Raw genomic sequence first — 21271 nt, forward strand, 5'->3', positions numbered from 1 at the left:
ACCGTCAGGCTCCAGCTTCCATTTGCAGCGGTTGTCGCCGTGTATTGTTTACCGTTCAGCGTCACTGTGATCAGAGTGCCTTCCGCCAGGTTGGCGCTGGTACCGCTCACGCTCAGATCCTGGCCTTTCTCCACCGCATTCAGCACGTTATCGCCGCTGAGGGTGTCGAAGCCAACTGACGGCAGCCCGGTATCAACGGTTACATTGTGCGTACCGCTGCCGGTATTGCCCGCCGCGTCGGTCACTGACGCAGTGACGGTCACGCTGCCATCGCTGAGGCCGGCAATCACGCTCGCCGGAACGCCCACGCTCCAGTTGCCCGCCGCGTCCAGCACGGTGGTGTAAGTCTGGCCGCCAATGGTGACGGTGACTTTATCCCCCGCTGCCGCGCCGGTGGCGGAGCCGCTGATAATCTGTGCCTGATTGTGTTCAGCCACGTTAATGACGTCATCGCCCGCGATGGTGTTGATCGTCACCGCAGGCACGGTCACGTCCACCGTCAGGTTGTGGTCAACCGACGCCGGGTTCCCCGCCTTGTCACTGACGCTCGCGGTGACGGTCACGCTGCCGTCGGTTAATCCCGCCAGGTCCGCCGCCGGAACGTTCAGCGTCCAGTTGCCGTTAGCGCCTACGGTGGTGGTGTAGTTTTTACCGTTCAGGCTCACGGTCACCGTCTGGCCCGCCTCGGCGGTACTGGTGCCGGAGATGGCGAGGTCTGACTGCGCTTCCGTGGCGTTCAGGATATCGTCAGCCGCAAGGGTACTGATGGTCACGGACGGTGCGGTCGCATCCACGCTGTACTCGCGGCCCGCAGACGCGCTGTTGCCGTTGACGTTGGTCACGCTCACCTGCACGCTGGCATCGCCGTCTTTTATGCCCGCCAGGTCAGCCGATGGCACGGTCGCCGTCCATTTTCCATCTGCATCCACGGTCGCGGTGTAGCTCTTACCGCCGAAGGTGATGTTGACGGTCTGGTTCTCTTCGACGTTGGAGGTGGTACCCGAAAGCACCAGATCCGCGCCCTTCTCGACAGCGTTAATCACATCGTCAGTCGCGATAGCATCAATGCTGATGGCCACGGTCGCCAGATCCACCGTCACGTTGTGGTCGATAGAGACCGGGTTACCGGCGCTGCTCTGGCCTTCAACGGTCACAGTGATAGTTCCCGCAGCTAAGGCACTCACGTCCGCTGACGGGATCGCCGCGCTCCAGGTGCCATCCGCCAGCACGGTTGCCGGGTAGGTTTTGCCGTTGACGGTCACGGTCAGCACTGTACCTGTGCTCAGGCCATTGCTGGAGCCGGTGATAATCAGATTCTGCGCATGCTCAATGCTGTTGATTACGTCATCGCCTGCTACCATGTCAACGCGCAGCCCTGGCAGGTTCGCGTCGATGGTGATATCGCGCTCCCCGGTACTGCTGTTGCCAATGCCGTTGGTTACGCTGGCGGTTACAGTCAGTTCACCGTTACCCAGCGCCGTCAATACGGATTCCGGGACGTTAACAGACCAGCTCAGATCGCTCTCTACCACCGTGGTATAGGTGTTGCCGCCAATCGTTACGGTCACAGTGTTGCCCGCTTCGGCATTCACCACTTTACCGCTGATGGTCTGGCCGTTCGCCAGCTCGGCGGCGTTGATCACATCGTCGCCTGCAATGGTGTTGATGGTCACGCCAGGCAATACAGACTCCACATTCACTGTGTGTGACGTGCTGGTGCTGTTGCCCACGCTATCCGTTGCCGACGCGGTGACGGTGTACAAGGCTTCACCCAGCGCTCCCACCTGGTCCGCCGGAACGGTGGTAGTCCACTGTCCGTTGATATCGACGGTGGCGCTGTAGGCTTTACCGTTGAGCATCACGGTAACGACGGTACCAACCGCCAGACCGGATGCCGTGCCCGAAAGGGTCAGTTCCTGCGTTTTTTCGGTACTGTTGATGACGTCGTCACCAGAAATTACGTCGATGGTCAGCACCGGCGCGGTCAGATTCACTTCCACGTCGTGTGTGGTGCTGTTGCTGTTACCGGCTTTATCGGTCAGCGCCGCTCTGATGGTGTAATCTCCGGCAGTCAACGCATTGACGTCTGCCGCAGGCACCCCCACACTCCAGTTGCCTGAAGCATCCAGGGTCGCGGTGTAATTTTTGTTGTTGATGGTGACAGTCACTACATCACCCGCTGCCGCGCCGGTCACAGAACCGGTGACAATCAGCGCCTGCGCATGTTCAGCGCTGTTGATAACGTCATCGTCAGAAACGGTATTGATGGTCAGTTTCGGCACCGTGGTATCGACCAGCACGTCGCGATCCGCCGAGGCCGGGTTGCCCGCTTTATCGGACACCGCTGCGGTGATGGTATAGTCGCCGTCAACAATCGAGCCGAGATCCGCAGAAGGTACGGTCACGCTCCAGCTACCGTTGGCCTGTACGGTGGCGGTGTAATTCTGGCCGTTCAGGGTCACGGTCACGGTCTGTCCGGCTTCGGCATTAGTCACGCCGTTAACAACCAAATCGACCTGTGCTTCTGCCGCATTGATGATGTTGTTATCGCTCACAATCTCGATAGACACCGTCGGCGCGGTCGCATCCACACTGTACTCACGACCGGCGGAAGCATTGTTGCCGTTCACGTTGGTCACGCTAACGTGTACGCTGGCATCACCGTCTTTCAGGCTGCCCAAATCTGCCGTCGGCACGGTTGCCGTCCAGTTACCACTGGCATCTACACTTGCAGTATAAGATTTGCCGCCAAAGGTGATATAGACGGTCTGGTTCTCTTCCACATTGGTCGTTGAGCCAGACAGCACCAGGTCCGTCCCTTTTTCCACTGCGTTAATCACGTCGTCCGTGGCAATGGCATCAATGCTGATGGCGACTGTAGCCAGATCGACCGTGACGTTGTGAGTAATGGATACAGGGTTACCCGCCGCGCTTTCGCCTTTAACGGTGACCGACACGGTACCCGCCGCCAGTGCGCTAACGTCTGCCGCCGGGATGGCTGCACTCCAGGTGCCGTCTGCCAACACCGTGGCGGAGTAGGTTTTGCCGTTCACGGTTACCATCAGCGCGGAGCCTGCTGCAAGGCCCTCACTGGAGCCGGTGACGATCAGGTTCTGCGCGTGTTCGATGCTGTTGATCACATCGTCGCCCGCCACGGTATCAACGCGCAGGCCAGGCAGATTGGCATCAATGGTGATGTCGCGCTCGCCAGAGCCGCTATTGCCGTGGCCGTTAGTCACGCTTGCTGACACAGTCAGTAAGCCGTTACCGATAGCGGTTAAGACGTTCGCTGGAACATTTACCGACCAGCTCAGGTCATCCTGAACCTTCGCCGTGTACGTATTACCACCAATATTAATCGTGACAACATCACCACTCGCCGCGCCGCTGACTTTACCACTCAGAGTCTGCCCCGTGGCTACTTCTGCCGCGTTGATCACGTCGTCGGTAGCGATAGCGTTGATGGTTACCACTGGGATCGCGCTGTCCACCAGTACGCCATGGCTGGTACTGGCGCTGTTACCTGCGGTATCGGTCACGCTGGCCGTGACGCTGTAGTTCGCTTCGCCCAATGCGGAAACATTTGCCGCCGGAACGGTCACGCTCCAGTTGCCGCTGGCGTCAGTGGTGGCGGTGTAGTTAATGCCGTTCAGGGTCACCGTGATAGTGGTGCCGTCCGGCTGGTTGCTGGTTCCGGAGAGCTGAAGATCCTGGCCCTTCTCGGTCGCGTTGATCACGTCATCGCCCGCCAGGGTATTAATGGTAATCACCGGTGCCGTCAGGGAGACGTCAACGTCATGCGTTGCTGTGGTGCTGTTGCCCGCCTTGTCGGTGAGGGTTGCGGAGATCGTGTGGTCACCGTTCACCAGCGCGCCAACGTCAGAGGCTGGTACGCCAATGCTCCAGTTACCTGAACCACCGAGCATTGCAGTGTAATCTTTGCCGTTCAGGGTTACGGTGATGACGTCACCCGCCTGCGCGCCGCTCACGTTGCCGGAAACGATCAGCGCCTGGCCGTGCTCGGCGACATTAATGATGTCGTCGCCTGCCACGATGTTAAAGCTGATCTGCGGCACGGTGGTGTCGACCAGCACGGATGCGCCCGCGCTCGCCGGGTTGCCCGCTTTATCCGACACCGTCGCCGTTACCGCCGCATTGCCGTCGGCGATACCTGTCATGTCGGCTGCCGGAACGTTCAGCGTCCAGATACCGTTCGCCTGAACCTGCGCGGTGTACTGGTTGCCATTGAAGGTTACAGTGACCGTCTGACCGACTTCGGCGCTTGAGGTACCGCTCAGGGTCAGATCCTGCGCCGCTTCAACCGCATTCAGCATATTGTCGCTGCTGATGGTGTTGATGGTGACCGTCGGCGCGGTGGTATCGACGCTATATTCCTGCGCGGAAGAGGCCGAATTGCCGTTCACGTTGGTCACGCTGACCTGCACGCTGGCGTCGCCATCTTTCAGGCCGTTCAGGTCTGCCGCTGGAACCGTGTAGGACCAGTCGCCGCTGGCATCGACCGTGGTGGTATAGGTTTTACCGCCAAAGGTGACGGTGACGGTCTGCCCTGCCTCAACGTTGCTTGAGGTGCCGCTCAACACCAGGTCCTGGCCTTTTTCCGCCGCGTTCAGCACGTTGTCAGCGGTCACGCTGTTGATGCTGATTGCCACCGCAGAGAGATCCACATCCACGACGGTGCCGATGTTCACCGGGTTGCCGGAGGTATCCTGCGCACTGGCGCTGATGGTGAGCGAACCGTCCGCCCACTGGGAGACGTCCGCCGCCGGAACCGACGCCTGCCAGGTGCCATCTGCCAGAACCGTTGCAGCGTAGTCTTTACCATTGATGGTCACGGTAACGGTGCTGCCCGCCGCAAGGTCGGTGCTGGTGCCTGACACAATCAGATTCTGCGCGTGTTCAATCACGTTGATCACGTCGTCACCGGCGACGGTATCAATACGCAGACCCGGCAGTTGGGCGTCAATGGTGAAGTCCAGGGAAGAAGAACCGGTATTGCCGTGTGCGTTGGTTACGCTTGCCGATACGGTCAGTTCGCCGTTGCCGAGCGCGCTTAACTGGCTCTCGGTTAACGGCAGGCTCCAGGTGAGATCGCCCTGCACGGTAACGGTGTACGTCTGGCCGCCGAGGATAATCGTAACGGTATCGCCCGCCGCCGCGTTGCTCACCTTACCAGTCAGGGTTTGCCCTGCCGTAACTTCCGAGGCGTTAACAATGTTATCGCCCGCGAGGGTGTTGATGGTCACTACCGGCAGCGAGCTATCCACCAGCACGTTGTGGGTGGTCGAGGCACTGTTGCCAACGCTGTCGGTGACGCTGGCAGTCACGGTGTAGTTCGCTTCGCCAAGCGCGCTTACCGCAGACGCAGGTACGCTAACGCTCCAGTTACCGCTGGCATCGGTGGTGGCGGTGTAGTTGATGCCGTTCAGGGTCACCGTGATAGTGGTGCCATCAGGCTGATTACTGGTGCCAGAGAGCAGCAGATCTTCGCCTTTCTCAGTGGCATTGATCACATCATCCGCCGCCAGGGTATTGATGCCGATTTGCGGCGTCACGGTGTTAACGACAACGTCCAGCGAATTGCTGCCAGTATTGCCGGATTGGTCCGTTACGGAGACATCAATCGTCAGGGTACCGTCGGCCAGCCCCTGAACAACAGACGCTGGCAGACCGAGACTCCAGTTGCCCACCGCGTCTACCACAGTGGTGTAGTCGACGTTATTGATGGTGATGGTGACCAAATCACCCGCTGCTGCGCCGGTGACGGAGCCGCTGAGGATCTGCGCCTGAGAATGGGCGATTTGGTTAACGGTATTGGTATCGGTGACAAAATCGTTGATCGTCACCTGCGGCACGGTGGCATCCACCAGCCCCACGCGATCGGCGCTACTGCTGTTGCCCGCCACATCGCTCACAGTAGCCGTGACCGTCACCGTACCATCTACCAGCGCGCCTACGTCGGCGGCCGGTACATTGAGGGTCCAGGTTCCGTCCGTCTGGACGGTGGTCTGGTAAGATTTACCGTTCAGCGTCACGGTAACAGTCTGTCCCGCCTGGGCATTACTGGTGCCGCTGACCGCCAGATCCTGCTGCGCTTCCGCCGCATTGATGATGTTATCGGACGTCAGGTTGTCCAGCGTGATAGTCGGTGGCAACGTATCCACGGTGACGACGCGCGAGGCTTCTGCGCTATTGCCGTTCACATTGGTGACACTGACGCTCACCTGCGCACGTCCGTCGATCAGGGTTTCCATTGCGCTCGCCGGAACGGTCAGGCTCCAGGAACCATCCTGCTGCACCTGCGCAGTAAAGGTCTGGTCGGCAAATTTAACCACCACGGTCTGACCGGCTTCCACACCCTGCGTCTGACCTGACAGCGTCACCTCAGCCCCTTTTTCGGCCGCGTTCAGCATGTCATCGCTGCTAATGATATCAATGGTGACCGCTACGGCGTTCAGATCCAGTTCGATGGGGTGCTCAGCAGAAACGGTATTGCCCCACGCGTCCTGCGCGCTAACGTTGACCGTAATATCTCCTGCCGTCCATGCCTGAAGATCGGACGCAGGAACACCAATTTGCCAGTTACCGCTGGCGCTCACCACGGCAGCGTAGTCAACGTTGTTGATGGTAACGGTAATCTGCGTGCCTGCAGCCAGATGGGTACTGGAGCCGGTGACGGTCAGATCCTGCTGCTGTTCGATGGCGTTGATCACGTCATCGCCAGAAATCGTGTTCACGCGCAGGCCAGGCAGCTCAGCGTTGACGTTGATATCACGTTCGCCGCTGCCGGTGTTGCCGTGCGCATTGGTGACCGAAGCGCTGAAGGTCAAATCGCCGTCGCCAAATGCCTTGAGATCCGCTGACGGGATAGTCACGCTCCAGGTCAGATCGCTCCCCACCGTGGAGGTATAGCTCTTGCCGCCAACGGAGATAGAAACGGTATCGCCCGCCGCCGCGCCAGTGACGCGCCCACTCAGGGTTTGGTCCACAGCCACTTCGGCGTTGTTGACCAGGTTGTCGCCCGCAAAGGTATTGATAATCACCTGCGGCAGCACCGTATCGACCAGCAGGTTAGCGTCTGCAGAACCGCTATTACCCACGCTGTCCGTGCCGCTCACGCTGACGGTGTAGAGGGTATTTGCCAGATTCAGAACGTCGGAAACCGGCACCTGGACACTCCAGATGCCGTTTTCAACGGTGGCCTGATAGTTGACGTTGTTCAGTGTAACGGTGATGGCGCTGCCGTTCGGCAGATTGCTGGTACCGCTCAGACTCAGCGGCTGCATAGCCTCCTGAGCATTAAGAACATTGTCCTGGCTGATGGCGTCAATCGTGAATTCTGGCGGATTGCCGCTCAGCGTCACGCCGTGCGTCGCGCTGCCGGTATTGCCCGCGGCATCGGTAACGGAGACAGAAATGCTGTGGTCGCCCTCACCCAGCGCGCCGATGACGGAGGCAGGGACGCCAACGCTCCAACTGCCGTCGGCCTGTACGACACCGGTAAAGGTCTGGCCGCCCAGGGTAACCGTGACCACGTCGCCCGCTGCCGCGCCGCTCGCCTTGCCGGAGATAATTTGCGCCTGGCTCTGCTCGCTGGTATTGAGAACATCGTCGCCCGCTACGGTATCGATCGTAACTACGGGTGCGGAGGTATCAACGGTGAAATTGGCGGTGGTTGAAGAGCCGTTACCCGCCTTGTCGCTGACGTTCACGGTCAACGAATGGTTGCCGTCAGCCAGCTCTTGTACTTCACTGGCAGGAAGCGTAACGGACCAGGTGCCGTCGCTGCCTACCGTTGCTGTGTGGTTTTTGCCGTTCAGCGTCACGGTTAAAATCTGGCCCGCTTCCGCGTTCGTTTTACCGGTAAGGGTCAGGGTCTGGTTGTGCTCTGCGGCATTGACGATGTTGTCCTGGGAAATCGCATCGACCGATAATGTCGGCGGCACGGTATCCACGCCAATCGTCTGACTACCGCTTACGGTATTACCCGCTGCATCTTTGCCGCTGACGTTGACCGTCCAGGTTCCATCACCCAGCGCCTGTGCGTCTGCTGCGGGCACCTTCACGCTCCATGCGCCGTTTTCGCCCACTTCTGCGGTATAGGTTTTACCGTTTAACGTGACGGTGAGCGCCGTCCCCTGCGCGAGATTTTTGCTCGCACCGGAGAGGGTAAAGCCTGCGGACTGCTCACTGGCGTTAATCATGTTATCGCCTGCGGTGGTGGCGAGCGTAACGGCCGCGTCAGCCGTTGAGACAGTCACGGTAATGCTGCCTGCAGTCGTGGTTTTACTGCCGTCGATCTGCACCACGGACCAGGTGTGTTCTCCGTCCGTCTGCGTCGGAAGCTTTACCGTCCAGGTCCCGTCTGTACCGACCATGGCGCTGGCAATGGTGCTGCCGCTGCTATCTTTGATCTGAATGGTCGCACCAGGTTGCCCGGTACCGCTGAAGGTTGGGGTGTTATCATCCGTGACCTCTTTTGCACTCAGCACACCCTGCTTGTCACCCGCTTTGTCCGTTACCAAAAAGGTCGGCGTTGCGCTCTCAACTTCTTTGGTGTTATCAATGACTTTGGTTTTGCCATCACCACCATGTGCCAGCAATGCGCCAATCGCGCCGCCGCCTAATGCCGCGCCTGCAATCCAGCCCCAAGGCGCATCGCTCAGGGCACTGCCTTGCTCGAGAAAAGGTTCGATACTGGATATGGTTGTCGCATGAGAAGTCAGTTCAGTAGTCGCAAGCCCAGACGCTTCTCCGGTCTCAGCAAACGATATATGGGTAAGTTGATCCTCATTGTTGAAGACCAACTCTGAATGGTTTTTACCTTCAGGATCTTCCATGAAATAATTGTTGCAGCGGATCACGCTGCCATCTTTCATGTAAAGCAAGAGATCCTTACCCTGTCGCACGTAGCGTGCCACATCCTGTGCAGAACCATGGACTTCGATAACGCTGGGTGCAGAGACAGAAACAGAGAGGTTCCCTTCACCTGTCAGAACTGTTTTTTCAGCCGTCTTTCGGATAATGACATCAACAATTTTTACTGAACTCATATTTTTTCTCCTTACAGGTGCCCCCATCTTTCACAGATTGCCAACATTCAGATGTAGCAATCTCTGGGAAAGACTCCCATTGTCTTCAGTTTTTTTTCAGCAATTTTTGCAGCGTTTTCTTTTCGTTACTAACTTAGATCAGGTAATTTCGCCGCAGCATTTTTTTCAACACCTATAGCAGGCAATAAATTATCCAGGGCAGTGGCATAATTAATTGCGGCACTCCAGCTATCATATTCAGCCATTATTTTTGATAGCGTTGCTTGCCAGACGTCTTGTTCAACGCTTAGTAAGTCATTAATACTTCTTTTGCTAAGGGTATATTCATTTTTATAAACCTCGCGAGCACGCAGAGCGCTCTGCAATTGTATATTCCCGGCATTCATTCTACCGTGTGCTCCAGACCAGTCCGCCATAGCAACTGACGCTTTTTGTAGTACATCAAATCGAGCCTGATCGACTTGCGACATCGCCATTGTTCTTGCGCCTTCAGCCTGGTGAACTCGCGCTGAAACCGAACCGCCCTGGTAAATAGGGGCATCAATATTTAACTGAATCTGATCGTCCCAATAGCTTCGGTTATCCGATTCATAACGCGTACGTCCACCTTTAAGGCTTAGAGTCGGCCAGTGCTGTGATTTTGCTTTTTCAACGGCATACTGAGCAGACGTTTCCATTGTCCTTGCGGCGAGCACAGATGGAATTAATGAATAATCAATATTATCAAGAGAATCCTCTCGAACGACTAATGCCTCAGGCACGGGTTGCAACTGCTCTGCATCAATACCGCTTAAAACAGCCAGTCTTGCCCGCGCGCTACTCAGCGCTGCATTGTATTGTTCAAACGTTGCCTGCATTCCCGCGACACGCGCTTGCGTCTGAAGCTCATCAGACGTAGAACTCAAACCAGCCTCTGCGCGCAATCGCGCCATATGCTGAACATTTTTAAGCGCAGTAATATTTTCTTTCGCTGCTTGTGTCAGTTCGGTATAGCGTCTGACCTCAACGTAGCTGAGAGCCGTTTTCTCAGCGACACCAGTCAATGTAGCCATAAGCTGGTACCGGTAACTATCTCGTTGTGCTTCAGACTGACTGATCGCGCTATTCGTTTTGCCAAAATCATAGACAAGCTGCGTCAGACTTAGCCCCCATGCTGCTGAGTTTTTTAGTGAGCCGCTTGAGTCTGTCGTCTGGCTATGCCCTGTATTGCCATTAAGTGATATTTGCGGCATCCAACCACTGCGTGCTTCGTCTATTTGCGCCTGGCCGATTCCCATTTGCGCGGCCTGCTGACTTATTGATGGGTCACGGTCAAAAGCAAAAAGAATACTTTCCTTCAGTGTCACAGACGCAACTCGGGCTGTGTTCGGTGTACCGTTATAGGCTTTCGCAGTACCACATACGATCATACCTGCAAATAAAAAATAAAATATTGTGTGCCTTAGGGGTACAAAAATCCGCACATGAGCCTCCATATTAATAGGGTAGATTCTCCTCCAGGATTCGTTTTTTAACCATTTGTCAAATAAGGAATAAATTTCCTTTCTCAACAATGAGCTCATTTATCAAGAAATGGTGAAATAGGATTTTCCCTAGTGAATATTATTAATTGACTTGGAGCATAACAAATACTGTACACCCTAACCATACCCACAATGTTAATGTGATGTTAATAGAATAAAGAATATTGCGGGATCTTTATAAAAGTCTGAAAGGTTGTTTTTTATACAAACATGAAAACTCTTTGTTATAAATAGGATTATTACCTCCCAGTAAATGAACATTTTTGCGTTAATTTCACAGCGTACTTAACACAAAGATTTTCAAACAAATGTCAATTTGTACCAAGACTATAGAATTTATTGACAAATATTTTTTGAATGGTCTTTTACTCAGGAGAGAAAAATAGTTGTAGATTTGATTGATACACATGGGCCACTATCGCTGAAGTGAAGGAAAATTGTGGGCTTTGGATTGAAAATAACAGGTGTGCTGGATGCTGCTGCTCGGGCTGCGAATGCAAATATTATTCAGCAACGGACTTGCTAATGACTATCAATAATCTGTGGAAAATTTAGTAATAAAAGAATATTTCAGTAAATATAATGAGGTTGACGCAATATAATTCTGATTATTGAGTCTTCTTTGTGAGGTGAGTCGCCACGGATAATCCAGGTACTACTGAGAAGTTGATAATATATCTATGTGCAGGAGTTAAAGAAAAGCTATTAGATTACCTCGCTTTTGCGGTGCGAAACGCCTGCCTGGCAACAAGTATGTCACTAGCCCTCCTTTGGACGCCCCATCCAGAGATGGAAACGTCCGTTAGCGTTTGATTCGATAGTCAGCTCACACTAGCTCTTTGAGCTGCTCCTGCATATAGGTTGAAAAATACTCTGGATTCTTGATAAGGATGCGGTTACCGGAGGCGACTTTTTCTGCCCATCCGGCCACTTTTTTCGTGAACTCGGGATTCCATCCCTCCTGCTCACCTCGTGCCATTACAGCTTCCGGACTCGCTGGCACACCTAAGTCATGCAAATACTTTAAGATTCCCTTAGCGGTACTTTCGTCCATTGAATGGGGTACTGACGCCGAAGTGTTCATACCACCAATAAAATCCAATGCTTTCTCAATTGCTGTTGGCATGCTCTTATCCTTAAAATTAACCACGTGAGAGACACATTTATACTATGTACCCAACTTCGTCGGGATATCAAAGAGAACATCGCCTTTATTTGATTTACCCCGCAGCTAAACGCTTGCGGTGGCTGTTTTCTGCACGATTAATTCGCGATTCCGGCCAAAACCAGCCCGGTTGCCACCGCATTACGCGGCCCTTCGCTACCACGGATGTTGCCCTGTCCGGCGACAACGCCGTAGTGCGCCAGCGCATCGGTGATCATCTGCGGGATTTCGAAATCCAGCGAGGAGCCGCCCACCAGCACTACAAAAGCAATATCGCGAATGGAGCCACTGGGTGAAACCTGAAGCAATGCGCGCAGGCAGTTGGTCACAAAAACCTTCTCTTTGGCCTGTCGGCGCACCAGACGAATTTTTTCCAGCGAGGTGAGGTTATCTACCGGGATCAGCTCCCCCTCTTTCAGATACACCACTTTGGCGAAGACTGTCGGGCTGAGCGGTTCGCGGAAAAACTCTACCGCGCCGTTCTCATGGCGAATACTGAACAGGCTTTCCACTTTTGCCAGCGGGTATTTTTTAATCTCCTCCGCCAGAAACGCATCGTTTAGGCCCAGCTCAGTTTGAATTAACAGGCTAACCATATTTCCTGCACCGGCCAGATGCACCGCTCTCACTACACCGTCGCTATTGATAATGGCGGCATCGGTAGATCCTGCGCCTAAATCGAGGATCGCCAGCGGTGCGGCGCATCCGGGCGTTGTTAGCGCCCCCGCTACGGCCATGTTGGCCTCCACGCCGCCAACTTCAACCGGCGTGTTTAACCGGGCGCTCAGCTCACTGGCGATGGCCTGCATCTGTAAGCGATCGGATTTCACCATTGCCGCAATGCCCACGGCGTTCTCCATTGAACACTCTCCAGCGATGCCACCCTGCACCTTGCGCGGAATAAACGTATCGACCGCCAATAGATCCTGAATATGCACCGTGTTCATGTCATGACCGGTCAGTGAGGCCATCACCTTACGCACCCGCTCCAGCATGCCGCCTGCGTGCGTGCCTGCTTCACCACGAATATCGCACACGGGCGCACAGGCGCTTATCGCCTGCATAATGGCCTGCGCGCCTTGCGCTACGTCGGCTTCGCCGCCACGCTTTTCACCACGGATAAAGATCTTGCCCGCCGGGATCACCCTTGATCGCACATCACCCTGCGGGGTTTTCAGCACCACGGCGGAACGGTTGCCGATTAGCGCTCTGGCGATGGGGACGATAGTTTGCGTTTCCTCGGGCGTCAGGGCAAAGAAGGTCGCGATGCCGTAAGGATTCGACAATACCCGCACCACCTGCCCGGCGGCCGCCACTTCCACCGCCGCCAGCACCCCTTCCGGCACCTTCTCAAGTAAGGTGACTTCATCAACCACCGGCATTGGCCGACGCAGGCGATTGTTCACCAGCACGCCATCATCCTTTTTCAGGATCGCCGCCACCACGTTGATGCCGCGATCCAGCGCCGCATTGATAAGCCAGACCGCCTCGAGAAAATCCATTTCCTCGCCTACCAGCGGGATCCAGCCCTCGGCAAACCGATCCTCGCTTAACGCCGCCAGCTTCTCCACGGCGATAGTGGTCCCCATTCCCACGCCAACGCCGCCGGGCGTTTGCGGGTTATGGCCAATCATTGTCGATTCAGTAATGATGGTTTCAGTGATGGTTTCCATCGCCACATCGCCAATCACCGGCGCGGCCTCGTTGATGCAGATTTTCGCCACATCCTGAAGCGACCACGGGGTGCTATTCAGAGCCTGCTGCAGAGAAGCCACCACCCCGGCAATATTGTCCCGCGTGCCTTTCATACCGGTAGTGGCAACAATCCCGCTGGCGATAAAATGCCCATGCTGTGCCAACGCCACTTCGGTGGTGGCGTTGCCGATATCGATCCCTGCAATTAACGGCATGTTGCCCCCGTCACTGGCTACCTTTACGCAGCTTGTTTCTCTGCTGATATATCTCTGCCGACTCGCGGACAAACCCGGCGTTCACCGTAGCGTGCCAGGTATGCTCCAGTTCATCGGCAATAGCCTGCAGCTCAGCGAACGAAGAACGAAACGGACGTAGCGCGTTGTAGATCTCCAGAATGCGGGCATCCGGGATCGCAATCAGCTCTGCCGCGCGACGGAAATTGCGCGCCACGGCATGACGCTGCATCTGTTCGGCAATCTGCGCCTGGTACTCCAGCGTTTGCTGAGAAATCCGCACATCCTGCGGTCCTACGCGGCCCGCCAGCACATTCTCAAGGGTAATGTCGGTTAGCGGCTTACCGCCAGGAGTCTGGATTTTCTCCGGGCAGCGGGTCGCTAATGGGTAATCCTGCGCGGTCATGATGTTGTCGTTCATGGTCATTCCCTTACCAGTGCAATATGCAGCGTGACGGGCGCAGCATCCTGCACCACGTGTTTGGTTTCTTTGATATGAAACAGCGCGGCCTTGGCCATAAATTTGGGCCGCACCATCTGGTCATTGACCACCGGCACCGGCGAAGGCGACTCTTTACGCGCATAGCGCGCGGCGTTTTTACCAATCTGGCGATAGGTTTCCAGCGTCAGCAGCGGAGCCTGAGAGAACAGCTCGAGGTTGCTCAGCGGCAGCAGATCGCGCTGATGAATCACCGTGGTTCCTTTCGACTGGATACCAATCCCGATGCCTGAACCGCTGAGATTTGCCGCATCCCATGCCATAAAAGAAACATCCGAGGTGCGCAGCACTCTCACCACTCGCGCATGCAGTCCCTCTTCTTCAATTCCGGCAACCAGCTCTTTCAAAATCGCGTTGTGCGGCATATCAATCAGGGTTTTATGCTGATACTTATCAAAGGCCGGGCCGACGCCAATCACCACCTCATCCACGCGTTCGTCCGCTTTAGCCGCCTCGCCTTCGCTCACCTGCAAGGTGAAAACCGGCTTACGTTCAGTTGTGTATTCCACTGTGTTCCGCCTTATTCGATCGAGCCGGGCTGAACCACGCCCGCAATATTTTTAATTTCCGCCCAGCGTTCGGCACTGATGCGATAGCCGGTACCAGGTCCCTGATAATCGTTAATGTCATTGACGGCGCTGACGACATCGAACTGGCGATCCAAAATCGCCGACGTTTGCAGATAATCCCCGGTGACGCGCTGCCTCAGCATGTTGAGGATATTGCTGGCGATATCTTCGAAGCCGCTGCAACTCAACGCGCTGACAATATCCAGCCCGGTGATATTGCGCTTCATCATCTCTTCCACGGCCGCCAGATCCTCCACCACATTGCGCGCGGGCATATCTTTGCTGCCGTGAGCATAAGTGGCGGCCTCCACTTCCTCATCGCTAATCAGCGGCAGGCCCAGTTCGCGGAACACCGCCTGAATGGCGCGTGCGGCCTTATTGCGAATGGCGATGGTTTCTTCTTCAGTCACCGGACGCAGACCGCCGTCAACCATCAGATCGCGTTGCAGAATGTTGTAATCATCGAAATCTTCAGCGTCGAAGTTCGACCCGGCAAACATGTTGTCGTAGTTGGGTACCGCGCTGTAACCGGAGAAAATAAAGTCGGTGCCCGGCAGCATCTGCATCAAGGTGCGGGCAGTTCGGCGAATATCGGAGTGGGAAAAGGTCTGATCATTGGCGGAGGCCACTTCAAGGTCGAGCATTGAGGCAATCAGGTTTTCCGCCAGCACCGCGCGGATCCCCGACGGCACAGCGCCGGTCATGCCGATACAGCTGACCGCGCCGTTTTGCAGCCCCTGTACGCCCGCGCCTTTGGTGATAAAAATGCAGCGCGACTCCAGATAAAGCATCGATTTACTTTCGGAGTAGCCCATCAGCGCTTCCGAGCCGGTGCCGGAGGTGTAGCGCATCTTCAGGCCACGCGACGCATAAGCCGAGGCGAGAAACGCTTTGGACCACGGCGTGTCATCGCCATCGGTAAACACCGATTCTGTGCCATAGACCGACACCGTTTCGGCGTAGCTGGTTAGCCCGCGCATTCCCAGCTCAAGCTCAGTGGCCTCTTCAACAGAACATTGCGTCAGCACACCGGGGCGACCACACTGGGAACCCACCAGCAGCGCCAGGGCGTTAAACGGCGCGTAGCGGGCGATCCCGACCGTCGTTTCCTGCTCGGAAAAGCCACGGATCCCCGCTTCAGCCGCGTCGGCGGCAATCTGTACCGGGTTATCTTTCAGGTTGGTCACGTGGCACTGATTAGAGGGCGTTCGTCTGGCGCGCATTTTTTGCAGCGCCATCATCATCTCCACCACGTTCATTTGCGCCATTACCTCCACCGCTTTCGCTGGGGTGATAGCAGTGGTAATGGCAATTATCTCTTCCCGGCTGACGTGGATATCCACCAGCATTCTGGCGATCTCCAGCGCGTCGAGCTGCATGGCGCGCTCGACCTCGGCCACGTTAATGGCGTAGTCGGCAATGAAACGGTCAATCATGTCGAACTCGGCGCGACTTTTGCCGTCCAGCTCAACAATACGACCCTTTTCCACCTTCACCGACGAAGCCGGATCGTAGGGGCTTTCCATGGCGATCAGCCCCTCTTCAGGCCATTCGCCAATCAGGCCATCCTGATTTACAGGGCGCTTCGCAAGCACTTCGAATCGTTTTGATCTTCTCATAGTTTATGGACTCAAAAGATAAAAAATAGGGACGCCGGGCCGCATTGCCGGGGACACAACACCCGGCATTCGCCTTTCATCAGCAATGGCCGAACTCTAAATGAGCAGGACAATAAAAAAATAAAATTAATTTCGTTCCAATTTGGCACCGAATAAAAACGCATCGTTTCATATTGAAACGCAGCTCAGGAATATCCGCCGTGAATTGTGACGAGGTTAAATGATCATTATCAATAAACGTAAAAATGGGAAGATGAATTTAAATTTCCTGAAATGCATGCCCTATTGACTTAATAACGTGCGGCGAGAAAATAAGGTAAAGTCAATGATAAAAATAGCTGTCGCGCGATATTTTTCGTGACCTCAGCCCTACAATATTTTCAGGAGAGACTGTGAATAAAAGCCAACAAATCGCCACCATTACGCTGGCGGCTGCAAAGAAAATGGCGCAGGCCGTCGAGGCTAAAGCGTTTGATATCAACGTTCCGGTGGTCTTTTCTGTGGTGGATCGCGGCGGAAACACGCTGCTGATGCACCGTATGGACGACGCGTTTGTCACCAGTTGTGATATCTCTCTTAATAAAGCATATACCGCCTGCTGCCTGCGCCAGGGCACCCATGAAATTACTGATGCAGTACAACCTGGCGCTTCGCTATATGGTTTGCAGCTTACCAACCAACAGCGCATCGTTATTTTCGGTGGCGGTTTACCCGTCATGTTAAATGGGGAATTAATTGGAGCCATTGGCGTTAGCGGCGGCACCGTCGAACAAGACAGATTATTAGCAGAAACCGCGCTAAGTTGTTTCTCTGAATTATAATTCAAATCTAAGAAGGTATATTATGAGCTATCGTATGTTTGATTACCTGGTGCCAAATGTGAACTTCTTTGGCCCCAATGCTATTTCCGTTGTTGGCGAACGCTGCAAACTGTTAGGCGGTAAAAAAGCGCTACTGGTTACTGATAAAGGTCTGCGGGCTATTAAAGACGGTGCAGTAGATAAAACCCTCGCCCATCTGCGTGAGGCCGGTATTGACGTGGTGGTTTTTGACGGCGTTGAACCGAATCCCAAAGACACCAACGTGCGTGACGGTCTGGACGTCTTTCGCAAAGAGCATTGCGATATCATCGTTACCGTCGGCGGCGGTAGTCCACATGACTGCGGTAAAGGCATCGGTATCGCGGCGACCCACGAAGGCGATCTCTATAGCTATGCCGGGATTGAAACTCTGACCAATCCACTGCCGCCGATCGTCGCGGTGAATACCACTGCCGGTACCGCCAGCGAGGTCACCCGCCACTGTGTGCTGACCAATACCAAAACCAAAGTGAAGTTTGTGATTGTCAGCTGGCGCAACCTGCCGTCGGTCTCCATTAACGATCCGCTGCTGATGCTCGGCAAACCCGCCCCGCTGACCGCAGCGACCGGGATGGACGCCCTGACCCACGCCGTGGAAGCCTATATTTCCAAAGATGCCAACCCGGTTACCGACGCCGCCGCTATCCAGGCTATTCGTCTCATCGCGCGTAACTTGCGCCAGGCCGTAGCACTGGGCAGCAACCTGAAAGCACGCGAAAACATGGCCTACGCCTCTTTGTTGGCCGGCATGGCCTTTAACAACGCCAACCTTGGCTACGTTCACGCGATGGCGCATCAGCTTGGCGGTCTGTACGACATGCCGCACGGCGTGGCGAATGCCGTACTGCTGCCGCACGTGGCGCGCTATAACCTGATCGCTAACCCGGAAAAATTTGCCGATATCGCAGAATTTATGGGCGAAAACACTGACGGCCTTTCCACCATGGATGCCGCCGAACTGGCCATTCACGCCATTGCCCGTCTCTCCGCCGACATCGGTATCCCGCAGCATCTGCGCGACCTGGGCGTCAAAGAAGCCGATTTCCCGTACATGGCGGAAATGGCGCTGAAAGACGGCAACGCCTTCTCTAACCCGCGCAAAGGGAACGAGAAAGAAATCGCCGAGATCTTCCGTCAGGCATTCTGATAACCCAGGGGGCGCAATGTCACTTTCATCACCGGGCGTACATCTGTTTTATCACTCACGCTGGCAGGAGTCTCGCGTGCTTGATGAGCTGTGCTGGGGACTGGAAGAGCAAGGCGTCCCTTGCCGGACAATCTGTTGCGACGAACATGACTGCGCACTGACGCTCAGCAAACTGGCGGCCAAAAGTTCGACGCTACGCGTGGGTCTTGGGCTCAACGCCAGCGGCGATATTGCCTTAACCCATGCTCAGTTGCCCGAAGATCGGGCACTGGTCCGTGGGCATACTCACGCCGGGGCTGCCCAGCTCCGCACGCTCGGTGCCAATGCCGGTCAACTGGTTAAAGTTCTTCCCTTCAGCGAGTTAAAATAAATGTACCGCATCTATACCCGAACCGGCGATAAAGGCACGACCGCGCTATTTGGCGGCAGTCGTATCGACAAAGACGACATCCGCGTTGAGGCCTATGGCACGGTGGATGAACTGATTTCCCAGCTAGGCGTCTGCTATGCCAGCACGCACCAGGCCGAACTACGCCAGGAGCTGCACGCCATGCAGAAGATGCTGTTTGTACTGGGTGCGGAACTCGCCAGCGATGAGAAAGGACTGACTCGCTTAAAACAGCGTATTGGCGAAGAGGATGTTCAGGCGCTGGAGCAGCTAATTGACCGTAATATGGCGCAAAGCGGCCCGCTCAAAGAGTTTGTTATTCCGGGGAAAAATCTCGCATCGGCACAGCTACACGTTGCGCGAACCCTGACGCGTCGGCTGGAGCGGGTCCTCATCGCGATGAGCAGAACGCTGACGTTACGCGATGAACCCAGGCGTTATATCAACCGACTGTCGGATGCGCTGTTCTCGATGGCGAGAATTGAAGAAACTACTCCAGATGTTTGCGCTTAAACTGGCTGGCATCAATGTCGTATTGCTTCATCTTGCGCCACAGGGTGGTGCGACCAATGTTCAGCAGCTGCGACATCTCCTGCACGCGCCCACTGGTGACGCGAGCGGCATGGATAATCGCCTCTTTTTCGATAGCGGTAAACGTCAGGCTGGCAGGCAGCAGTGAAGACGCCGTCTCCAGACCCGGACGTTCGGCAAACAGATAATCCGGTAGATTGCTCAGCCGAATATGGCCGTTATCACTGCTGATGGCGATGTTTTCGATAATACTGTTCAATTCAAAGTCATTGCCCGGCCAGGAATAGGCCACCAGCTGTGCCAGCGCGTCGTCGTCGATCTTCAGACTGGATGAAAAGCGTTTTTTCAGGCTGTTCAGCCGCGTATAAATCAGCGAGGGAATACTGTTACGCCGCGCCCGCAGCGGTGGGATCACTATCTCAAAAGAGTGCAGCGCATAATACAGCTGGCGGCTAAAGCGGTTCTGCTCCACCAGATTGGCGAGATCAACCGTGGTGGTGGCGATCACTTTGACATCCACCGGGATCAGCCGGCGGGCATCCAGGCGGGTGAGTACCCCCTGCTTAATCACCTGTAACAACGCGGATTGCAGCTCCGGCGCCAGATATTCAATTTTTTCCAGAAACAGCGTGCCGCCGTTCGCCAGTTCAAGACGGCTCAGCCGACCGTTTTCATCATCGGTGGGCGCGCTGCCCATAAAATCCTGCCCCAGCACGCTGTTGGCATACAACTGACAGTTCACGGCAATATATGGTCCGCTGGCACGCTCGCTTTCGTTGTGAATAGCCTGACTCAGCAGCTCTTTACCAACACCCTCTTCTCCACACAGCAGGATCGGGAAACTTCCTCTCGCCGCCTGGCGCCCAAAATGGATCAAGCGGCGGGTTTCAGGATCGTCTGTCGACATCTGCTCAAAGGTATGGCTCACCTTGCCGAGCTGGCTGGTCATCAACTGGCGCATTTGCTCCACCGGATGCAGCAGCAGGATAAAGCTGTTGCCCTGCTCCTCAACAATCGGTTTCAGGGTAATGACGGCATCAACAAATTGATGCTGGCTTTCAAAAGTGACTTCAACGTGGTTCAGACCGCGGGCATGTTTGATCGCCCGGCGCAGCAGCATGGGTAGATTGAGCAGGTCGTGAATGTTTTTCCCCTGACTGGCCTGCGCGTCAAGATGCAAAAGCAGCGCCGCGCGCGCATTGAGGAACTGCAAAACGCCCTGTTCGTTCCAGGCCATTACGCCATCATCCATGCTCTCCAGCAGGCCGTACATCTGGTTCAAATGTCGATTAGATTCAGCCAGCAGGCTGTCGGTCAGCAAAGAGTTACCGACTTCTCTGGCAATCGCCAGCGTCAGGGATAAATCAGAAACGCACTCATGTTCCACCAGACAGCACAGCGAGATGGAGCCGAACAGTCGACCATGGTTATCGAAGACCGGCGTCGAGCAGAACGACCAGGGATGCAGCGCCTGTTTAAAGTGCTGATCGCCAGAAGTTTTTGTCGGCTGCCCCGGCATCGTCGCCAGAGAAAGCGCACAGCTGCCAATAATGCTTTCGGCACAGTAACTGCCGTCGCGAAACCCAAGCTCCGCCAGCTGTTCAACCGTCTGCGGATCGCCGCAACGGCTGAGAATACAGGCTGACTCATCCAGAATCAGCAGCGCGCACGGACGGCCATCCATAAACTCCCAGGCATCTTCCAGCGCGGCCTGGGCAATCGTCAGCAGCGCCGTCTTGCGACGACAAATCGACTCAAAGGTCAGCCCTTGCGCCTGATGCGGCGCCTGCCAGGTTTCCCGCTGCATAAACTTGCTGCAACGATGCCATGACTGGGCAATGACCGAAGAGACTTCCTTCCCGATGCTATGCGTGTGCGCCGTCATATCCCTTTCCGCTGTTTAACCATAGACAACCCCTCCGGCAGAGACTGTCAGAGGGGGAGAAGATGCCGGATAAAAACCTACCGACG

The 21271-nt window shown here is 55.4% G+C and carries 12 protein-coding genes; 4 read left to right on the forward strand and 8 right to left on the reverse strand.

The genetic code is table 11. The annotated features are described in order from the left end of the window. From OGV94_RS05040 to OGV94_RS05070, 7 genes are all read right to left on the reverse strand, one after another. The coding region (locus OGV94_RS05040) for an Ig-like domain-containing protein (RefSeq protein WP_286522760.1) at positions 1–9071 on the reverse strand (9071 nt) is incomplete at its 3' end. 128 nt (positions 9072–9199) lie between these two features. Beyond that, entirely contained in the window at positions 9200–10480 is a 1281-nt protein-coding gene (locus OGV94_RS05045) for a TolC family outer membrane protein (RefSeq protein WP_051642772.1), read from the reverse strand. Between the two features lie 940 nt (positions 10481–11420). Further along, positions 11421–11744 (reverse strand): DUF1889 family protein, encoded by a 324-nt coding sequence (locus tag OGV94_RS05050; protein WP_071524484.1) that lies wholly within the window; start codon positions 11742–11744, stop codon positions 11421–11423. A 113-nt stretch (positions 11745–11857) separates the two neighbouring features. Next, positions 11858–13669, reverse strand: coding sequence for a diol dehydratase reactivase subunit alpha (locus OGV94_RS05055; RefSeq protein ID WP_047408499.1), 1812 nt, complete (start codon positions 13667–13669; stop codon positions 11858–11860). Between the two features lie 10 nt (positions 13670–13679). Continuing rightward, positions 13680–14108 carry a diol dehydratase small subunit gene (locus tag OGV94_RS05060; protein ID WP_043017710.1) on the reverse strand — a complete coding sequence of 143 codons (429 nt, stop codon included), beginning with the start codon at positions 14106–14108 and terminating at the stop codon, positions 13680–13682. A 2-nt stretch (positions 14109–14110) separates the two neighbouring features. Then, positions 14111–14695 carry a propanediol/glycerol family dehydratase medium subunit gene (locus tag OGV94_RS05065; protein WP_043017711.1) on the reverse strand — a complete coding sequence of 195 codons (585 nt, stop codon included), beginning with the start codon at positions 14693–14695 and terminating at the stop codon, positions 14111–14113. 11 nt (positions 14696–14706) lie between these two features. Continuing rightward, positions 14707–16374: a propanediol/glycerol family dehydratase large subunit gene (locus OGV94_RS05070; RefSeq protein ID WP_043017712.1), complete on the reverse strand. Its 1668-nt coding sequence runs from the start codon at positions 16372–16374 to the stop codon at positions 14707–14709. A 392-nt stretch (positions 16375–16766) separates the two neighbouring features. On the opposite strand from OGV94_RS05070, the gene OGV94_RS05075 reads away from it, so the two are divergent. Genes OGV94_RS05075 through OGV94_RS05090 form a run of 4 tightly spaced genes read left to right on the forward strand, consistent with a single transcriptional unit; the run spans position 16767 to position 19282 of the window. Further along, positions 16767–17195, forward strand: a complete 429-nt coding sequence (locus tag OGV94_RS05075; protein ID WP_075145607.1) for a GlcG/HbpS family heme-binding protein — start codon at positions 16767–16769, stop codon at positions 17193–17195. Positions 17196–17217: 22 nt separating this feature from the next. Then, positions 17218–18381 carry a 1,3-propanediol dehydrogenase gene (gene dhaT / locus OGV94_RS05080; protein WP_043017714.1) on the forward strand — a complete coding sequence of 388 codons (1164 nt, stop codon included), beginning with the start codon at positions 17218–17220 and terminating at the stop codon, positions 18379–18381. Between the two features lie 16 nt (positions 18382–18397). Then, positions 18398–18751 carry a glycerol dehydratase reactivase beta/small subunit family protein gene (locus OGV94_RS05085; RefSeq protein WP_286522768.1) on the forward strand — a complete coding sequence of 118 codons (354 nt, stop codon included), beginning with the start codon at positions 18398–18400 and terminating at the stop codon, positions 18749–18751. After that, the gene (locus OGV94_RS05090) at positions 18752–19282 is read left to right on the forward strand and encodes a cob(I)yrinic acid a,c-diamide adenosyltransferase (protein WP_100193652.1); all 531 of its coding nucleotides are present in this window, start codon (positions 18752–18754) and stop codon (positions 19280–19282) included. Here the strand turns inward: OGV94_RS05090 and dhaR are convergent. Continuing rightward, positions 19260–21185, reverse strand: coding sequence for a dihydroxyacetone kinase operon transcriptional regulator DhaR (dhaR, locus tag OGV94_RS05095; RefSeq protein ID WP_043017717.1), 1926 nt, complete (start codon positions 21183–21185; stop codon positions 19260–19262). The two genes, OGV94_RS05090 and dhaR, sit on opposite strands and share 23 nt — an antisense overlap. Positions 21186–21271 lie beyond the last annotated feature (86 nt).

This window comes from Citrobacter sp. Ce006 (genome assembly GCF_030336535.1).
Taxonomy (GTDB): Bacteria; Pseudomonadota; Gammaproteobacteria; order Enterobacterales; family Enterobacteriaceae; genus Citrobacter; species Citrobacter europaeus.